The 1246-nt window shown below is 71.0% G+C and carries 1 protein-coding gene and 1 pseudogene; one reads left to right on the top strand and one right to left on the bottom strand.

Annotated elements, in window-relative coordinates; genetic code table 11:
- On the bottom strand, window positions 1-576 hold a 576-nt coding region (locus tag I5I_RS15960), incomplete at its 3' end, for a 2-oxoglutarate dehydrogenase E1 subunit family protein (protein WP_187289893.1).
- Between the two features lie 122 nt (window positions 577-698).
- Between I5I_RS15960 and I5I_RS00460 the strand changes: the two are divergent.
- Window positions 699-1246: pseudogene (locus I5I_RS00460) on the top strand (IMP dehydrogenase); the annotation flags it as partial.

Raw genomic sequence — 1246 nt, 5'->3', positions numbered from 1 at the left:
CCAGCCGATGAGGTGCGTGAAGCTCACCTTGCCGCCGCGGGTGCGCGACATGTGATTGTTGATCACGATGCGGTTGTCGATCATGAGCTTCGCCGGCACGGTGCGCACGCTCGTCGCGGTGGGCACGGTCAGCGACTCGTCCATGTTCGCGGCAAGAGTCTTCGGCATGCCGCGCAGCGGTGTGACGACGTCCTCGCGGGCGGCGGGAGTCGGCGTCGGTTCGGTGCTCGGCGCCTGCGCCGGCACAGGCTGGGGAGAGGCGGGGCGGGCCGTCGTGCGGGCGACCGGCTGGGCGCCGACGACGGGGATCGGTGCCGTCATCGGGCGCGGCTCGGCGGCCGCCGCCGGCGACGCGGCGGGAGCGGGCGCGGCGGGAGCGGGCGCGGCGGGCGGAGCGGTGGGAGTGGGCGCAGCATCCTTCTGAGTCTTCTCGTACGCCTCAAGCACAGGCCACCACGCCCGGTCGACCGAGTCGCGATCCTTCGCGAACTGGTCGTACATCTCGGCGACGAGCCATTCGTTGGCCCCGAATTCGCCGTCGCTCGAAGTTCCCACGCCGGTCACCTGACTGGACACGGTTGCGCCTGCTTTCATCGATGAACTTCAGATCGTGCGAGGCCCGCTGCCGTGTATGGCGCGGCCCACACGCACACGTTCATCAAGGGTATCCCAGGTTTTCTGTCGGTACCGTGGGAGTCATGCAGTTCTCCGGCGCACAGCCCACCGTCGACCTCACGTACTCGGACGTCTTCCTCGTGCCGCGACGATCCGGTGTGACGAGCCGGCTGGACGTCGATCTGTCGCCCCGCGACGGGACCTCGGCGACGATCCCGCTCGTCGCCTCCAACATGAACTCCGTCACCGGACCGCGTCTGGCCGCCGCCCTCGCCCGACGCGGAGGGCTCGGCGTGCTGCCGCAGGACATGCCGCTGCAGGAGATCGACGCGGCGATCCGCTGGGTCAAGGACCAGCCGGTACGGTGGGACACCCCGCTCGTGCTCGGCGCCGATGCCACCGTCTCCCAGGCGGCGGCGCTGCTGCCCGCGACCGAGGGCCACGGCATCGTCGTCGTCTCCGGCGACACCGCCCGCGTCCACGTGGACGACATCCTGGGCGTCGTCCCGGCGACGCGGCTGGGCACGGCCCTGCCCGACGCGCGGCTAGGCGATCTCACCCGCGGGTCGCGGCGTCTCGATCGACGCCGACGACGTCACCGACGCCCGGCACGCCTTCGATCTTGCTCGTC

The organism is Microbacterium sp. B24 (genome assembly GCF_000333415.1).
Lineage (GTDB): Bacteria > Actinomycetota > Actinomycetes > Actinomycetales > Microbacteriaceae > Microbacterium.
The sequence above is the reverse complement of the archived record's forward strand: the minus strand, read 5'-3'. Positions and strand labels throughout refer to the sequence as shown.